This is a genomic window from Sphingobium sp. (assembly GCF_041987595.1).
GTDB lineage: Bacteria > Pseudomonadota > Alphaproteobacteria > Sphingomonadales > Sphingomonadaceae > Sphingobium.
Genome location: NZ_JBHIWJ010000007.1, coordinates 55,383 through 71,444, shown reverse-complemented (window position 1 = coordinate 71,444; position 16,062 = coordinate 55,383). Strand labels below are relative to the sequence as shown.

The 16,062-nt window shown below is 65.0% G+C and carries 12 protein-coding genes and 1 pseudogene; 5 read left to right on the top strand and 8 right to left on the bottom strand.

Annotated elements, in window-relative coordinates:
• The 3 genes and pseudogenes from ACFC3J_RS03645 to ACFC3J_RS03635 form a co-directional block, all read right to left on the bottom strand.
• Positions 1-1,128, bottom strand: a pseudogene (locus ACFC3J_RS03645) (RNA degradosome polyphosphate kinase); the annotation flags it as partial.
• A 27-nt stretch (positions 1,129-1,155) separates the two neighbouring features.
• Positions 1,156-1,770: a chromosomal replication initiator DnaA gene (locus ACFC3J_RS03640; protein WP_375194847.1), complete on the bottom strand. Its 615-nt coding sequence runs from the start codon at positions 1,768-1,770 to the stop codon at positions 1,156-1,158.
• Positions 1,767-3,056, bottom strand: coding sequence for a heavy-metal-associated domain-containing protein (locus ACFC3J_RS03635; protein ID WP_375194846.1), 1,290 nt, complete (start codon positions 3,054-3,056; stop codon positions 1,767-1,769). The genes ACFC3J_RS03640 and ACFC3J_RS03635 overlap by 4 nt, the downstream gene beginning before the upstream one ends.
• An 89-nt stretch (positions 3,057-3,145) precedes the next feature.
• On the opposite strand from ACFC3J_RS03635, the gene purM reads away from it, so the two are divergent.
• Genes purM through nadB form a run of 4 tightly spaced genes read left to right on the top strand, consistent with a single transcriptional unit; the run spans position 3,146 to position 7,819 of the window.
• Positions 3,146-4,240 carry a phosphoribosylformylglycinamidine cyclo-ligase gene (gene purM / locus ACFC3J_RS03630; RefSeq protein ID WP_375194845.1) on the top strand — a complete coding sequence of 365 codons (1,095 nt, stop codon included), beginning with the start codon at positions 3,146-3,148 and terminating at the stop codon, positions 4,238-4,240.
• A 4-nt stretch (positions 4,241-4,244) separates the two neighbouring features.
• Positions 4,245-5,195 (top strand): phosphoribosylglycinamide formyltransferase, encoded by a 951-nt coding sequence (gene purN / locus ACFC3J_RS03625; protein ID WP_375194844.1) that lies wholly within the window; start codon positions 4,245-4,247, stop codon positions 5,193-5,195.
• 45 nt (positions 5,196-5,240) lie between these two features.
• Positions 5,241-6,179, top strand: coding sequence for an ABC transporter ATP-binding protein (locus ACFC3J_RS03620; RefSeq protein ID WP_192667744.1), 939 nt, complete (start codon positions 5,241-5,243; stop codon positions 6,177-6,179).
• Between the two features lie 23 nt (positions 6,180-6,202).
• The gene (nadB, locus tag ACFC3J_RS03615; RefSeq protein WP_375194843.1) at positions 6,203-7,819 is read left to right on the top strand and encodes an L-aspartate oxidase; all 1,617 of its coding nucleotides are present in this window, start codon (positions 6,203-6,205) and stop codon (positions 7,817-7,819) included.
• 111 nt (positions 7,820-7,930) lie between these two features.
• On the opposite strand, the gene ACFC3J_RS03610 is transcribed toward nadB, so the two are convergent.
• Positions 7,931-8,764, bottom strand: a complete 834-nt coding sequence (locus ACFC3J_RS03610; protein WP_375194842.1) for an alpha/beta fold hydrolase — start codon at positions 8,762-8,764, stop codon at positions 7,931-7,933.
• Positions 8,765-8,937: 173 nt separating this feature from the next.
• Between ACFC3J_RS03610 and ACFC3J_RS03605 the strand changes: the two genes are divergently transcribed.
• Positions 8,938-10,095 carry a serine hydrolase gene (locus tag ACFC3J_RS03605; RefSeq protein ID WP_375194841.1) on the top strand — a complete coding sequence of 386 codons (1,158 nt, stop codon included), beginning with the start codon at positions 8,938-8,940 and terminating at the stop codon, positions 10,093-10,095.
• Positions 10,096-10,239: 144 nt separating this feature from the next.
• Here the strand turns inward: ACFC3J_RS03605 and metH are convergent, their stop codons facing one another.
• The 4 genes from metH to ACFC3J_RS03585 all read right to left on the bottom strand — a co-directional run bounded on the left by metH (position 10,240) and on the right by ACFC3J_RS03585 (position 15,886).
• A complete protein-coding gene (metH, locus tag ACFC3J_RS03600; RefSeq protein WP_375194840.1) occupies positions 10,240-12,855 on the bottom strand; it encodes a methionine synthase in 2,616 nt (871 codons plus the stop codon).
• Positions 12,856-12,939: 84 nt separating this feature from the next.
• Complete coding sequence (locus tag ACFC3J_RS03595; protein WP_375194839.1) at positions 12,940-13,986, bottom strand: homocysteine S-methyltransferase family protein; 1,047 nt, start codon at positions 13,984-13,986, stop codon at positions 12,940-12,942.
• A complete protein-coding gene (metF, locus tag ACFC3J_RS03590; protein ID WP_375194838.1) occupies positions 13,983-14,918 on the bottom strand; it encodes a methylenetetrahydrofolate reductase in 936 nt (311 codons plus the stop codon). Before metF ends, ACFC3J_RS03595 begins: the two co-directional genes overlap by 4 nt.
• Positions 14,915-15,886 (bottom strand): ArsR/SmtB family transcription factor, encoded by a 972-nt coding sequence (locus ACFC3J_RS03585; protein ID WP_375194837.1) that lies wholly within the window; start codon positions 15,884-15,886, stop codon positions 14,915-14,917. The genes metF and ACFC3J_RS03585 overlap by 4 nt, the downstream gene beginning before the upstream one ends.
• Between the last annotated feature and the right edge of the window lie 176 nt (positions 15,887-16,062).

The window sequence follows — 16,062 nt, the reverse complement described above, 5'->3', positions numbered from 1 at the left end:
GAGCGTCTGCTTGATCGCCACCACGTCCGGGTCGGAGGCGGCCTGTTTCAAGAACGAAACGACCACGTCGAAGGCTTCATAGGGATGATGGACGACGATGTCCTTCGCCCGGATCGCCGCAAAGCAATCCCCGCCATATTCGCGAATCCGCTCCGGGAAGCGCGGGGCATAGGGTTCGAACTTCAGGTCCGGCCGGTCTTCCTCGACCACGCCCGAAAGGTCGCCGATGCCGACAAAGCCCTCGACCTCGGCGATGATCGCCTCATGGCCCTGAAGCATGTCCTGCAACATCTCTTCGACCGGCTCGGGGATGCGCTCCTCTATCTCCATGCGGATCACGCGGCCGCGGCGGCGGCGCTTGATGGCGCTGCGGAAATAGCGGACGAGATCCTCCGCCTCTTCCTCGATTTCGATGTCGCTGTCGCGGATGATGCGGAACACGCCGCTGTTGCGCACCCGGTAGCCGGGGAAAAGATCGGCGGAAAAGCGCCGGATCACCGCCTCCAGCGCCATATAGCGCGCCGTTTCGCCCGGCATCCGCACGAAGCGCGCCAGCGAGGCGGGGATCATCACCAGTTCGCGAATCGATTCCTTGTCCGACAACCGCTCCAGATCGAAGACGATCGACAGACCCTGATTGGGGATGAAGGGAAAGGGATGCGCGGGGTCGAGCGCCTGCGGGGTCAGGATCGGGAAGACCTGGGTGAGGAAATGCTCGCGCAGCCAGCTTTCGCACGACGCGGCGAGCGGACTGGACGGACCGATCACCTCGATCCCGACCTTCGCCAGCTCGCCATGCAGCGCGCCCCAGACCTTCTGCTGCGCGCCCATCAGCCGGGCGGTTTCCTCGGCAATCGCGGCGAGCTGCTGCGCCGGGGTCAGTCCGTCGGCCGAGCGCATGTCGACATCCTGCAACTGCTGCCCCTTCAGGCCCGCCACGCGCACGGAGAAGAATTCATCCAGATTGGCGCCCGAAATCGACAGGAAGCGCAGCCGCTCCAGCAAGGGATGGGCGCGATTCATCGCCTCTTCCAGCACCCGCTGGTTGAACGCCAGCCAGGAAAGCTCCCGATTGAAGTAGCGGTCGCTGGGCAGGGTCAGGCTGGCGGAGGGGTCGGCTTCGGCCACGTCTCTCTCATCGGTCGGACTGAAGGGTCAGTCGGGAAGTATAGGCAAAAATCCTGCGGCGTGCAGGGCCTCTTTCGCCATAGCGACGGAAATCTTACGCCCGGATGACAGCGCCGCCTCATCCAGCAATTGGGTGACGGCCGCGATCGCGACATAGCTGCGCTCGATCCGGCGCAGCAGCCATTCGGGCAGATCGGCGGCATAGCTGGCCCCGGCGGAAGACAACGCCCGTTCGATCAGCGCCAGCGCGAGCGCTTCGTCCGGTTGCCCGATCGTCACATGCGGCGCCGCAGCGAGACGCGAGCGCAGGTCGGGCAGGATCACCGGCCATTGCATCGGCGGATCATTGCCGATCAGCAGCAGCGGACGCCGCGCCGTCTGCGCCTCGTTCCAAGCGTGGAACAGGCCCTCATCTCCCTGCCCCTGCGCATCATCGATCACCCTGCCGCCGCTCATCGCCACGAAATGCCGGGCCAGCGTCGAGCGGCCCGACAGGGGCGGCCCGGTCAGCACGCTGATCGCCAGCGGCCAGCTCTGCCATCCTTCCAGATGGCGGACGGCGATGCGGTTGGCGTCGCTGACCAGAAAGGCGTCGGCGCTTCCCTGATCCAGCCGGTCGAACGGCAGGCTGATCTGTCTCATTGTGCCGGAGCGGTCCCCGCCTTGCGGATGCGCAGCGTGCTGCCGGACGCGGCGACGCCATAACCACGCGACTGGAGCGCGGCCTTCAGCGCATCGATCGTGCCGTCGAAGCTCACCTGCATGACAGAGGTGCCGCCCAGCGCAAGGCTGCTGGTGGCGGCCGAGCGGACGCCCGGAATCGACCGCAGCACCGCCTCGCCCTGCGTCACCGATCCAACGTCGGGCGTGTCGAACTGGATCGCGATGCTGCTCGTGGTCGCGGCGGGCGTGGGGACGGTCAATTCCTCGATGGGTTGTTCCGACGCGTTTTCGATCGCCAGCGCGTCGACGTCCACCGGCTCCTCGATGATCAGCGACGGATCGGGCCGCAGCCGCCCGTCGTTGAGCGCCTGGGTGTACAGCTGGTCGATCCGCTGCGCCGCCTGATCCATCATCTGCGGCAGCGCGCTTTCATTGGAGGCGCGCAGCGAGAAGCTGCCGATCAGACTGTCGTCGGGACCATAGCGCGCCGTGAAGGTGCCCGTGACCGGGCCGCCGGGATATTGCCGCTCCAGCCGCGCGATCGGGATCACCACGTCGGCCGCGCCATATTGGTCGAGCAGCACTCGCCACCACAACCGCCCGCGTCGGCCGACCTGACCGGCATTGAGCAGCACCGGATCCGCGATCGAGCCTGCCACGCGGACATAATCGATGGCGCTGTCGCCGGTGCGGAAGCGCGCCCAGGCCTTCTGCCATTCATTGATCCGCTCATAGGACACGGCCGACCCGCCGTCCCAAAGCACCGGGATCACCAGCAGCGGCGGCGAATGCACGACATTGCTGCCGGTCACGCCCAGCAATTGCCCGGTGCGCGCCCGGTCGAACATCACGCCCAACGTCGCGACATAGCGCGTGGGACCGGACTGCTCATATTCAATCTCGATGCCGGAAATCATGCCTTCCAGCTGCGAATCGGAAAGCCCCGGCGCACCGGCGCCGCCATGGGTCCGCGCCCAGAGCATCTGCCACGCCTTGCGCTGCGCCAGCCGCCAGCCGGCCTGCCGCGCGCTGAAGGCATCCTTGGCGAAGACGTCGACCTTGACGCCGCTGACCTGAAAATCGCCGCCGCTGGCAATCGGCGGCACGCCGCGTTCCCCCTCCATCTGCGCCACCAGCGCCGCAGCGGCGAGGCCGAGCGCGATGGCGCCCACGATCTGGAGCGGGCGCGACAGCATCCGCACTTGGGCGCGAATCAGGTTCAGAGGCCGAAAGGAAAGGCCGCGAAGGACAAGTGGCAGGCTCACGCGCGCCCTTTTGGCGGGATTTGGCCCCCATGCCAAGCGCCAACCCATTTCCCGTTCCGTTTTATGCTCAGTTGTTCTAGGGGCCTGCCATGAGCGAGAACGAATCCTACAGCTACGCCAAGGCTGGCGTCGACATCGCCGCGGGCAATGCGCTGGTCCGCGCCATCGCCCCGCTGGCCAAGGCCACCCGCCGTCCCGGCGCCGACGCGGAACTGGGGGGCTTCGGCGGTTTCTTCGATCTGAAGGCGGCAGGCTATGACGACCCGCTGCTGGTCGCGGCCAATGACGGGGTCGGCACCAAGCTGAAGCTCGCCATCGATCACAACGCCCATGACGGCGTAGGCATCGACCTGGTCGCCATGTGCGCCAACGACCTGATCGTGCAGGGCGCCGAGCCGCTCTTCTTCCTCGACTATTATGCCACCGGCAAGCTGGAGAGCGGCGTTGCCGAACGGGTCATCGCGGGCATCGCGGAAGGTTGCAAGCAGGCCGGCTGCGCGCTGATCGGCGGCGAAACCGCCGAAATGCCCGGCATGTATGGGCCGGGCGATTATGACCTTGCCGGTTTCTGCGTCGGCGCGGTGGAACGGTCGAAGGCGCTGACCGGCAATAAGGTGAAGGCGGGCGACGTGCTGCTGGGCCTCACCTCTTCCGGCGTGCATTCGAACGGCTTCTCGCTGGTCCGCCGCCTCGCCGCCGACAAGGGCTGGAAGCTCGACCGTCCGGCGATCTTCGACAATGAAGTGCTGCTGATCGATGCGCTGATGGCGCCCACGCGCATCTACGTGAAGTCGCTGCTGCCGCTGGTGCGCGGCGGCAGGATCAATGCGCTGGCGCACATCACCGGCGGCGGCCTGCTGGAGAATATCCCGCGCGTGCTGCCCGAGGGCTGCCATGCGGTGGTCGATGCCGATGGCTGGGAACAGCCCCGGCTGATGGCCTTCCTCCAGGCGCAGGGTAATATCGAGCCGGAGGAAATGGCGCGCACCTTCAACTGCGGCGTGGGCATGGTGCTGGCGGTGGACGCGGACGTCGCCGACGCTGTGGCCGCCGAACTGGAGGCCGCTGGCGAAACGGTGGTCCGCGTGGGCGTCGTCGAAGCGGGCGAAAAGGGCTGCACGGTCAGGGGCTCTCAGGAAACGTGGAGTGCGAAGGCCGACTGGACCGCCACGCATCTGGGGTAACCTCATGCAAAAAGCCAAGGTCGGCATACTCATTTCCGGGCGTGGCTCGAACATGGCGGCGTTGCTTTACGCCGCCAAGCATCCGTCCTGTCCCTATGAGATCGTGCTCGTCGCCGCGAACGATCCCGAAGCGGCGGGGCTGACGCTCGCCGCCGCCGAGGGCATCGCGACCTTCGCGCAAAGCCATAAGGGCATGAAGCGCGCCGAATTCGACCGGATCATCGACGCTGAGCTTCGCAAGGCAAACGCCCAATATGTCGCGCTGGCGGGCTATATGCGCTTGCTCTCGCCGGAGTTCGTCGCGGGATGGGAGGGCCGGATGCTCAACATCCACCCCAGCCTGCTGCCCAAATATAAGGGCCTCGACACCCATCAAAAGGCGCTGGACGCGGGCGATTCCCATGCGGGCTGCTCGGTTCATGTCGTCACCGCCGAGCTGGACGACGGCCCGGTGCTGGGCCAAACCGAAGTCGCGATCCTGCCCGGCGACACCGCCGACAGCCTCGCCGCGCGCATATTGATGGCGGAACATCAGCTCTATTCCCGCACCCTGGCCGATTTCGTCACCCGCGAGCGCCAGCCCGAATGGCTGCTGAACAAGGTTCGCGAACGCGCCCTCGCCTTGCCGCAGGCCGATGAGGTGACGTCCCACGGCATGCCCTGCTTCGGTATCGAGAAGGGCAAGAAATTCGCCTATTTCACGCAGGATCATCATGGCGACGGCGTCATCGCGCTGCTCGTCAAGACGACCGCGCCCGAAGAACAGGCGATGCTGATCGAAAGCGATCCGGCGCGCTATTACCGCCCGGCCTATTTCGGAGACGGCTGGGTCGGCATCCGCCTGGACCTTGGCGATACCGACTGGGACCAGATTGCCGGGCGGCTCCACGGCAGCTGGCGACAGGTCGCCCCGCGCAAATTGCTGGGCCTGATGGACATTGCCGACGAATTTTAAGCGCGCTCTTTCCTTTCCGATGGCCCAACCCCACTATAGGCAGCCATGACCGACACTCCGCAAGCCGCCCCCACCCCCGCCATCGAGATCACCAACCTCACCAAGGTTTACAAGGGCGGCAAGCAGGCGCTCGACAATATCAGCCTCACCATTCCGCGCGGGCAGATCTACGGCCTGCTGGGGCCGAACGGCGCGGGCAAGTCGACCACGATCAACATCCTCGCGGGGCTGGTGAACAAGACCAGCGGCACCGCGAAGATCTGGGGCTTCGACATCGACCAGAACCCCCGCAACGCCAAGAACTCGATCGGCATCGTGCCGCAGGAGATCGTCTTCGACCCCTTCTTCACGCCCTTTGAGACGCTGGAAAATCAGGCGGGCTATTATGGCGTGCCGAAAGAGCGCCGCCGCTCGATGGAACTGCTGCGCGCGGTCCATCTGGAGGACAAGGCGAACGCCTATGCCCGCACCCTTTCGGGCGGGATGAAGCGCCGCCTGCTGGTGGCCAAGGCAATGGTCCACTCGCCGCCGATCCTGGTGCTGGATGAACCGACGGCGGGCGTCGACGTGCAGCTTCGCCAGCAGCTCTGGGCCTATGTCCGCGAACTCAACCGGCAGGGCGTGACCATCGTGCTGACGACCCATTATCTCGAAGAAGCCGAGGAATTGTGCGACCGCATCGGCATCATCAACCATGGCAGGGTCATCACCGACAAGCCGACCCGCGAACTGATCGCCATGGCGCAGGAAAAGGTGGTGCAGGTAACCGTCGACCGTGACATCACCAACGCCCCCACCGACCCCAGTTTCGAGAAGGTCGAACTGTCGGACGAGCGCACGCTGACCATCACCTATATGAAGAACCGCGCCAATGCCGGGCAGGTGTTGAGCGCCGTGCAGGCAAGCGGGCTGTCCATCGTCGACGTGGTCACCCGCGACCCGGATCTGGAGGATGTGTTCCTCAACCTGACGGCGGCCGCCTGACGGTTCGGTAGAAAAGAAGAACGATGCCCACCACCACCTATGACGTCGTCATCATCGGCTCCGGCGCAGCGGGGCTGACAGCCGCCATCAACCTCGCGCAGGACCGCAAGGTCGTGGTTCTTGCCAAGGGCGCGCTCGACGGCGGCTCCACCAACTGGGCGCAGGGCGGCATTGCCGCCGTACTCGACGCCGGTGACAGTTTCGAGGCGCATATCGAGGATACGATGATCGCGGGCGCAGGTCTCAACGACCGCAGCACCGTCCAATTCGTCGTCTCCGAGGCCCCCGCCGCGATCGAGCGGCTGGCGGAACTGGGTGTGCCCTTTAACGCCAATGAAGAGGGGGGCGAGGAATTTGGCGAACGCTGGCATCTGACCCGCGAGGGCGGGCATAGCCACCGCCGCATCGTCCATGTCGACGACGCCACCGGCCACGCGGTGCAGGTCGCGCTGCTGAAAGCCGCCCGCGCCAACCCGAACATCACGCTGCTGGAGGATAGGGTCGCCATCGACCTCATCACCAGCCGCCATGGGGAGCGCTATTCGGGCGACGGCCATGTCTGGGGCGTCTATGCCTTCAACAAGGCAACCGATCATGTCGACGCGATATTGGGCCGGGCGACGATCCTGTGCACCGGCGGCGCCGGGCGCACCTATCTCTTTTCAACGGCGCCCAGAGGCGCGACCGGCGACGGCATCGCCATGGCCTGGCGCGCGGGCTGCCGCGTCTCCAACATGGAGATGAACCAGTTCCACCCGACCTGCCTCCATAATCTGGAGGTCAAGAATTTCCTCATCACCGAAGCCGTGCGCGGCGAAGGCGGCCATCTGAAGCTCCCGCCCGGCGTCCCCGGCGGCGGCGAGCGCTTCATGCACCGTTTCGACCCACGCGGCGAGCTGGCGCCCCGCGATGTCGTCGCCCGCGCCATCGACCATGAAATCAAACGGCTTGGCCTCGACTATGTCCATCTCGACATCAGCCACAAGCCGCCGGAATTCGTGCGCACCCACTTCCCGACCATCTATGCGCGCCTGCTGGACCTCGACATCGACATCACGAAAGAGCCGATCCCGGTCGTCCCTGCCCAGCATTATACCTGCGGCGGCGTGGTCATCGACCTCGATGGCCGCACCGACCTGCCCGGCCTTTATGCGGCGGGCGAGGTCAGCGAAAGCGGCCTTCACGGCGCGAACCGCCTCGCCTCCAATTCGCTGCTCGAATGTTTCGTCTTTGGCGAAGCGGCGGCCCGGCATATCCGCGCCCATTGGGACGAACTGCCCGCCCCGCCGCCGATCCGGCCTTGGGACGAGAGCCGCGTCACCAATTCCGACGAAGAGGTCATCGTCCAGCACAACTGGAAGGAAATCCGCCGCTTCATGTGGGACTATGTCGGCATCGTGCGCACGACCAAGCGGCTGGAACGCGCCCAGCACCGCGTCGCCCTGCTGGCGCAGGAGGTGGACGAATATTACGGCCATTTCCGCGTGACGCCCGACCTGATCGAGCTGCGCAACCTGCTGGAAGTCGCTCGCCTGGTGGTCCGTTCGGCGCTGCATCGCAAGGAAAGCCGGGGCCTGCACTATACGCTGGATTATCCGGACATGCTACCCGCCGCGGTCGATACCGTCCTCGCTCCGTGAACAAAAAGGCGGCGCAGCGATCCATCGTCGCTGCGCCGGAGGCGAGGAGTGACGCGGGAAGAGCGTCGTCCTCCTTCTACATCGGGGGCGCCGAACCGCTTTTGACCGGCGTCAAACGGCCTTCAAAAAATTGCTGAGCGCTGCATTGAAGCGGGCGGGCTGGTCGGCCATGACCATATGGCCGCTCGGCCCGATCGGCAACAGCCGGACATCGCGCTTGGGCGCATAGGCGGCGCGGAAGGTGCGCGTGATCGCACCGGCCTGAGCCGCATCGGCGCCCACGGCATAGACCACCTCCATCGGCGCCGTGAGGCGGGGCAATTGCGGTCCCAGATCGACATTGGCAAGGTCGCGCAGCGCATTGGCGATGACGTCCGGATCGCTGCCCCGCGCGCCGGGCATTTCCGCCAGAATCTGCGCCAGATAGGCGCGGCCCGCCCGGGTTCCGGTGAAATAGTCACCCAGTTGATCCGCCAGAAAGCCCATGCCGCTGGCCGTGCCGCCGATCATCGCCGCGCCTTCGGGCAGCATGTCGACCACCATCAAACGGCTCGCCAGCCCTTTCAGCCCCAGCAGCATCGCAAGCGTGCCGCCCATGCTATGCCCGATGACAGCCGGACGACGCAGGCCCGCCGCGCCGATATAGCGCGCAATCTCGTCGGCCACCGGCTGAACCACCGGCCCGCTCGCATTGGCGTCGGCAGCCAGCCCGGCAAAGCCGCGCACATGCACCAGGTGCCAGCGATAACCCGAAATCGCGCCGATCACCCCGTTCCACAGCCCCGGCCCGCTTGCGAGACCAGCGATCAGAACCACGTCGCGCCCCGCGCCCCGCGTGGTGACGGCGATCCGGCGGGAGGCAAAGGGCGCCGCCACCGCCGGGCGCGCCAGCAGGCTCCCGGCGAACAGCGCCAGCCCGCCCCGCATCATCTTGCGTCTGTTCATGCTTCGGTTCATCCCGCTCTTCTTGCAGTCCGTCCGCTGAACGGCAACTGAGCGCCCCCCGGAACAAAGCCGTTCAGCCTCCTTACATCCCATTTGTGGAATCGTTCGTCGCATGAATCTTGTCTCTGGCTGAGGCTCTGACTCCAATGCGGAAGGAGAGTGCGGGGAATTTGATGACCAGTTCGAACAGGGGGCGCGGACCGCGTCCGGACGGTGGCGGCAACAATGGTTCTGCCAGACTTCTGTTGTTGATGGCGGCCCTTTCGGCCTGCGTCAGCGCGCCGCAGCAGCCCTATGCGCGGGCGCCGCAACCCCCGCAGCCGACCACATCGACCTATCCGATCAAGCCGGTCGCCAATCCGCCCAAACCTTATCAGGCGCTGGCCGTCGATCAGCGCGAAACGCCGCCCCCGGCACTGGTCAGCGTGGTGCGCAATCTGGGGCAAAGCTTCCATGGCAAGGTCGGCATCGCGGTGCGCCGCATCGGCAGCGACTGGACCGTGGCGTGGAACGGCAACAGCCTTTTCCCGCAGCAGAGCGTGTCGAAGCTCTGGGTGTCGATGACCTTTCTCGACGCGGTCGACCGGGGCAAGATTCGCCTGAGCGACAGCACCACCATCACGAAGAAGGATCTGACGCTCTTCCACCAGCCGAGCGCCGCCATGGTCGGCAATAGCGGCTGGACGACCACCTATGCCGACCTGATGCGTCGCGCCATGACGCAGAGCGACAATACCGCCAACGACACGCTGCTGCGCGCCGTGGGCGGGCCGGATGCGGTGCGCAGCTACCTCGCCCGGCGCTATATCAAGGATATCCGCTTCGGTCCGGGCGAGCGGCTGCTGCAATCGACGACCGCGGGGCTGGAATGGCGGCAGGATTATTCCATCGGCCGCAATTTCTATGCCGCCCGCGCCAGGCTGCCCATGTCCGTGCGGCAGAAGGCGCTCGACAATTATCTCGCCAGCCCGCCCGATGGCGCAGCGCCCTCCTCCATCGTGGAGGCGCTGGCAAAGCTCAAACAGAATGACATGCTGTCGCCGGCGTCGAGCGCCTTGCTCCTGTCGATCATGAGCGAAGCGAAGACCGGGCCGCAGCGCATCAAGGGCGGGGTTCCCGCCGGATGGCATTATCTGCACAAGACCGGCACGGGCCAAGAGTTGGGCGCCCGCTCGACCGGCTTCAACGATATCGGCATCATGACGGCGCCGGACGGCACCAGCTATGCGGTCGCGGTGATGATCGGCAGCACGACCGAACCGATCCCGACGCGGTGGCAGTTGATGCAGGCGGTCGCCAAGGCGGTCGCCGCGAACCACGAGGCCCGGTGACAATATTATCCCCCCATTCCGCAATGGGGAGGATTTGGAGCATCGTGCGGAAAAGTGGGAACCGGTTTTCCGTTTAAAAGGATGCGACAACAAAATCTGGAGCGCGCGACCTGCGTCTGATCTAATGCAACGCGCTCCAGCGGCTCAGTCCAGATTCGGCCGCAACCAGCGCTCCGCCGTTTCCAGATCGACCCCGCGCCGCCCTGCATAATCCTCCAGCTGGTCGCGCCCCACCCGCGCCACGCCGAAATATTCCGCCTGCGGGTGACCGAAGTAAAAGCCGCTGACCGCCGCCGTCGGCAGCATCGCGAAGCTTTCCGTCAGTGTGATCCCCGTCGCATGATGCGCATCGAGCATGTCGAACAGCAACGGCTTCAGGCTATGCTCCGGGCAGGCCGGATAGCCCGGCGCCGGACGGATGCCGCGATACTGCTCCTTGATGAGCGCTTCGTTGGTCAGCTGCTCGCCCTCCGCATAGCCCCAGAGCGCGGTGCGCACATAATGGTGCAGCCGCTCGGCAAAGGCTTCCGCCAGACGGTCCGCCAGCGCCTTCAGCAGGATATCCGAATAGTCGTCGATGGCGTTCTTGAAGCGCGCCAGATGCGGCTCGATGCCATGGATCGACACGGCAAAGCCGCCCATCCAGTCGCCATCATGGCTGATGAAATCGGCAAGGCACATGTTCGCCCGGCCTTCACGCTTGGCGATCTGCTGGCGCAGCATCGGCAGGGTGACGTGGCGTTCATCCTCGACATGGACGATGATGTCGTCGCCCTCGCGGCGGCAGGGCCACAGGCCGCACACGCCGCGGGCCGTCAGCCACTTCTCGTCGATGATCCTGTCGAGCATCTTCTGCGCGTCGCTGAACAGGCTGGTCGCGCTCTCGCCCACCACTTCATCGTCGAGAATCGCCGGATAATTGCCCGCCAGCTCCCAGGCGCGGAAGAAGGGCGTCCAGTCGATATAGTGGCGCAGATCCTTCAGGTCCCAGTCCGGGAAGCGATGGACGCCGGGCAGGCGCGGCCTGCCGGGCTTCAGGCTCTCGTCAATCTCGAAGGCGTTGGCGCGGGCATCCTCGATCGACAGCAGCTTGCTCTGCCCCTTGCCCTCACGCGCCTTGCGGACATGCTCATAATCGTCCTTGGTCTTGCGAACGAAGTCATCCTTCTGCGTCTCCGACACCAAAGCCGTCGCCACGCCTACCGCGCGGCTGGCATCCAGCACATGCACCACCGGCCCCTCGAATGCCGGGTCGATGCGCAGCGCGGTATGCACCCTGGATGTCGTCGCGCCGCCGATCAGCAGCGGCATCGTCATGTTGGCGCGCTGCATCTCAACCGCCACCGTCACCATCTCGTCCAGCGAGGGGGTGATGAGGCCGGAAAGCCCGATCATGTCGGCGTCATGATCGTTCGCCGCCTTGATGATATCCTGCCAGGGCACCATCACGCCCATGTCGACCACGTCGAAGCCGTTGCACTGGAGCACGACGCCGACGATATTCTTGCCGATATCATGGACGTCGCCCTTGACCGTCGCCATGATGATCTTGCCCTTGCCCTTGGCGCCCGGTTCCTTAGACGCCTCGATAAAGGGCAACAGATGCGCGACCGCCTTCTTCATGACGCGGGCGGATTTGACGACCTGCGGCAGGAACATCTTGCCCGCGCCGAACAGGTCGCCGACCACGTTCATGCCGTCCATCAGCGGCCCCTCGATCACCTCGATCGGCTTGGCGGCGGCGAGGCGGGCTTCCTCCGTATCCTCGACCACATACATGTCGATGCCCTTGACCAGCGCATGCTCCAGCCGCTTGGCGACCGGCCAGCCGCGCCATTCCTGCGCCGCCTTTTCGGACGCCGCATCCTTGCCCTTGTAGCTTTCCGCCAGCGCGACCAGCCGGTCTCCCGCTTCGGGATCGCTGTTCAGCAGCACATCCTCGCACGCCTTGCGCAGCGCCGGGTCGATCGCGTCGTAAACGTCGAGCTGCCCCGCATTGACGATCGCCATGTCCAGCCCCGCCGGAATGGCGTGGTAGAGGAAGACCGAATGCATCGCCCGGCGGACGGGTTCGTTGCCGCGGAAGGAGAAGGAGAAGTTCGACAGACCGCCGGAGATATGGACGTGCGGGCAGCGCGCCTTGATCTCGCGGCACGCCTCGATGAAGTCGACGCCGTAATTATTATGCTCCTCGATCCCCGTCGCCACGGCGAAGATATTGGGGTCGAAGATAATGTCCTCCGGCGGGAAGCCGATGGTCATCAGCAACTTGTAGGCGCGCTCGCAAATCTCGACCTTGCGGTCCTTCGTGTCGGCCTGACCCGTCTCGTCGAAGGCCATGACGACAACCGCCGCGCCATAGGCCATGCAGAGCCGCGCATGATGCAGAAAGGCTTCCTCGCCCTCCTTCATGCTGATCGAGTTCACGACCGGCTTGCCGCTGACGCATTTCAGACCGGCCTCGATCACTTCCCACTTCGAGCTGTCGATCATCACCGGGACGCGGGAAATATCCGGTTCCGAGGTCATGAGCTTCAGGAAGGTCGTCATCGCCTCGACCGCGTCGAGCAGGCCTTCGTCCATGTTGACGTCGACGATCTGCGCGCCGTTCTCGACCTGATCGCGGGCAATGTCGATGGCCGCGGCGTAATCGCCTGCCATGATCAGCTTCTTGAATTTGGCCGATCCGGTGACGTTGGTGCGCTCACCGATGTTGACGAAAGTGGCGGTGGATTGGGTGGTCATTTTTAAGCTCGTCACCCCAGCGAAAGCTGGGGTCTCCCAGTGTTGAAGCGCCCCCTTGGAGGCACGAGATCCCCGCTTTCGCTAGGACGACATACTATCTTACGCCGCGATATGCATCGGTTCGAGACCCGCGAGCCGCGTGACCACCGGCAGTTCCGGCACAACGCGAGGCTTGTGCCCCGCCAGCGCCTTCGCCACAGCGCCGATATGCGCGGGCGTCGTGCCGCAACAGCCGCCGACCATATTGACCAGTCCCTCATCCACCCACTGGCGGATCAGCGAGGCGGTAGTCTCCGGCAGCTCATCATATTGCCCCAGCTCATTGGGCAGCCCCGCATTGGGATAGGCCAGGATCAGCGTATCGGCATTCTTGGCCAGCTCGGACAAATAAGGCCGCAGCAGATCCGCCCCGAACGCACAATTCACCCCGATGGTCAGGGGCTTCAAATGCCGCAGCGAATACCAGAAGGCGTTGATTGTGTGCCCCGACAGGTTCCGCCCGGACATGTCGGTGATGGTGAAGCTCAGCATCAGCGGCACCGGCCGCCCCGCCGCCGCCTCGGCCTCGCGCGCCGCCATGCCCGCTGCCTTGGCATTGAGCGTATCGAAGCAGGTCTCGACCAGCAGGAAATCCACCCCGCCCTCGATCAGCGCGTCGCACTGCTCGCGATAGTCGGCCTTCAGCGTATCATAATCGACCTCGCGATAGGCCGGGTCGTTCACGTCGGGCGAGATCGACAAAGTCTTGTTCGTCGGCCCGATCGACCCCGCCACGAAACGCGGCCGCCCATCCTTCGCCGTCGCAGCCTCACAGGCGCGCCTAGCGATCTGCGCGGCGGCGATGTTGATCTCCCGCACCAGATGCTCGCAACCATAATCGGCCATGGCGATCTTGGTGGACGAGAAGGTATTCGTCTCGATCATGTCCGCGCCCGCGTCGAGATAGGCGGTGTGGATGCCCTCGACGATATCCGGCCGGGTCAGGCACAGCAGGTCGTTATTGCCCTTCTGGTCCTTCGCCAGATCGAGCGAGCCGCGATAGTCCGCCTCGGTCAGCCCATGCTTCTGGATCGACGTGCCGTAGCCGCCGTCGAAAATCATGATCTTTTCCGCCGCAACGGCGCGGAAGCGTTCCTCGGCGGTCATGCCGTCTTCTCCAGTGCAGCGGGCCTCAAACCAAGCAGATGGCAGATCGCATAGCTCAGCTCCGCCCGGTTGAGCGTATAGAAATGAAAGTCGCGTACCCCGCCCGCATAGAGCTTGCGGCACAGTTCCGCCGCCAGCGTCGCGGACACCAGCTGCCGCGCGGCGGGCAGATCATCAAGGCCGGCGAACAGCCGCTCCATCCATGCCGGCACCTCGGTCCCGCACATTGCCGACATGCGCTGCACCGCGGCGAAGTTGCTGACCGGCATGATGCCCGGAATGATCTCCGCGTCGATCCCCGCCGCCGCCACGGTGTCGCGAAAGCGGAAGAAGGTGTCGGGTTCGAAGAAGAATTGCGTGATCGCCCGGCTCGCGCCCGCGTCCAGCTTGCGCTTCAGATTGTCGATATCGCTCTGCGCGCTCACGGCATCGGGATGCGTTTCGGGATAGGCCGCCACCGAAATCTCGAACGGATGCCGCTTTACCAGCCCCTCGACCAGCTCCGCCGCGCCCTTATAGCCGTCGGGATGGGGCACAAACTTCGTCCCTGCTTCGGGCGGATCGCCGCGCAGGGCGACGATATGCCGCACGCCCGCCTCCCAATAGGCGTCGACCACCTCGTCGATCTCGGCCTTGCTCGCCGCCACGCAGGTCAGATGCGCCGCCGCCGACAGGGGCGTTTCCTTCGCGATCCGCGCCACCGTATTGTGCGTCCGCTCCCGCGTCGAACCGCCTGCGCCATAGGTCACCGACACGAATTTCGGCGCCAGCGGCGTCAGCGTCTGGATCGCGGACCAGAGCTGCTCCTCCATCTTCTCCGTCTTGGGCGGGAAGAATTCGAAGCTCACATTCAGGTCGCCCGCCAGATCGGCATAGAGCGGCGCATCCAGTGCGCGCCGGGCCTCTTCGACGGAGGGGAAGCTCAAGGTCATGCGGAAAGTCGTCCTTCGATTGGCAGGACATGCGCGCCCCGGCGCCGTCCCAGCCATAGTTGTACCGTCAGTTCCTGGCCGGGCAGCACCTCCACCCGCTCCAGTTCAAGGCCCGCATCCGCGAACCAGCTTTCAATCTGTCCGTCGGAAAAGCCCAACCGCGCATGCTGGTCGCGCAGCCTGAGTTCTTCCCGTTCATGCGCCGCAAAGTCAGCAATCAGCACCCGGCCGCCCGTCGCCGTCACCCGCGCCGCCTCCCCGATGACCGCCTCGGGCGCCTGCGCATAGTGCAAAACCTGATGGAAGACCACCGTATCGACGCTGCCCGGCTCCAGCGGCAGGGCGGTGAAATCGCCCAGCACCAGCGCATATTTGTCGCCCGCATCCTCCGGCAGCTTGGCGCGGGCCAGCCGCAGCATGTCGGGGCTGCGATCCAATGCCGTCACCTGATCCGCCGCCGGGCCGAACAGCTCGATCATCCGCCCGGTGCCGGTCCCGACATCGAGCAGATGCCCGATCGGCTCCGCGCCCAGCAGCGCCGTCATCGCCCGCTCCACATCATCCTCCGGCACATGGAGCGACCGGATCGCGTCCCATTCCTCGGCATGTTCGGCAAAATAGCTTTCCGCCGCCTGAGCGCGATCCGCCCGCACCGCCGCCAGTCGGGCCAGGTCCGCTTTCTGCCACAACAGTTCGCCTTCCGAGGGCACAAGCCGGTCGAAAAGCGTCAGAAAAGGCGAAATTGCCGCTTCCCTGCCCAAACGCAGGAAAACCCAATTGCCTTCCTTGCGCCGTTCGACCAGACCGGCTTCGGCCAGAATGCGGACATGGCGCGACACGCGCGGCTGACTTTGCCCCACGACCTGCGCAATCTCTCCGACGGCCAGTTCCATGGCGCGCAAAAGGTGGATGATGCGCAGCCGCGTCGGGTCGCCCAATGCCCGGAAAATGTCGAGTGCCGCGCTCATGAAAGGATCATATAAAGAAATCTTTATATGCGTCAATGGCCGTTCGGATCAGGCGCCTGACTCCCCTTCCAGCCCCAAATCACGGGCTTAACGCAGGAATGGGATTGCCATGAGTCACCGGATTCATTACGAATCGGCCCGCAGACGCAATGGGGGGTGAACTTTTCTCCGAGAGT

What these genes read in the sequence shown, in the direction of transcription:
- ACFC3J_RS03640 (WP_375194847.1), bottom strand. Translation starts at nt 1,770, where the DNA reads ATGAGACAGATCAGCCTGCCGTTCGACCGGCTGGATCAGGGAAGCGCC.
- purM (WP_375194845.1), top strand. Translation starts at nt 3,146, where the DNA reads ATGAGCGAGAACGAATCCTACAGCTACGCCAAGGCTGGCGTCGACATC.
- purN (WP_375194844.1), top strand. Translation starts at nt 4,245, where the DNA reads ATGCAAAAAGCCAAGGTCGGCATACTCATTTCCGGGCGTGGCTCGAAC.
- ACFC3J_RS03620 (WP_192667744.1), top strand. Translation starts at nt 5,241, where the DNA reads ATGACCGACACTCCGCAAGCCGCCCCCACCCCCGCCATCGAGATCACC.
- nadB (WP_375194843.1), top strand. Translation starts at nt 6,203, where the DNA reads ATGCCCACCACCACCTATGACGTCGTCATCATCGGCTCCGGCGCAGCG.
- ACFC3J_RS03610 (WP_375194842.1), bottom strand. Translation starts at nt 8,764, where the DNA reads ATGAACAGACGCAAGATGATGCGGGGCGGGCTGGCGCTGTTCGCCGGG.
- ACFC3J_RS03605 (WP_375194841.1), top strand. Translation starts at nt 8,938, where the DNA reads ATGACCAGTTCGAACAGGGGGCGCGGACCGCGTCCGGACGGTGGCGGC.
- ACFC3J_RS03595 (WP_375194839.1), bottom strand. Translation starts at nt 13,986, where the DNA reads ATGACCGCCGAGGAACGCTTCCGCGCCGTTGCGGCGGAAAAGATCATG.
- metF (WP_375194838.1), bottom strand. Translation starts at nt 14,918, where the DNA reads ATGACCTTGAGCTTCCCCTCCGTCGAAGAGGCCCGGCGCGCACTGGAT.
- ACFC3J_RS03585 (WP_375194837.1), bottom strand. Translation starts at nt 15,886, where the DNA reads ATGAGCGCGGCACTCGACATTTTCCGGGCATTGGGCGACCCGACGCGG.